The sequence below is a fragment of the Paenibacillus popilliae ATCC 14706 genome (assembly GCF_000315235.1).
GTDB lineage: Bacteria > Bacillota > Bacilli > Paenibacillales > Paenibacillaceae > Paenibacillus_B > Paenibacillus_B popilliae.
In genome coordinates, this window is the sequence record NZ_BALG01000155.1 from 1 (window position 1) to 222 (window position 222).

General features: G+C 55.0%; 1 rRNA gene. It reads left to right on the forward strand.

The window, feature by feature from the left end:
* Positions 1-131 precede the first annotated feature (131 nt).
* Positions 132-222, forward strand: a 5S ribosomal RNA gene (gene rrf / locus PPOP_RS10800); the annotation flags it as partial.

Genomic DNA, 222 nt, shown 5'->3' on the forward strand with positions numbered 1-222 from the left:
GTTTGATGATTTTACTTTCGCATTCAGTTTTCAGGGTGCAACATCTATAAGGCAGACAAGAGCTGCCGAGCTAGAGATGCATCGGCACTTGGCGGTGCCGGCCTGAATAGGTTGGATAGAACCAACACCTGTTTGGTGGCGATGGCGGAGGGGTTCCACGCGTACCCATCCCGAACACGACCGTTAAGCCCTCCAGCGCCGATGGTACTTGGACCGCAGGGT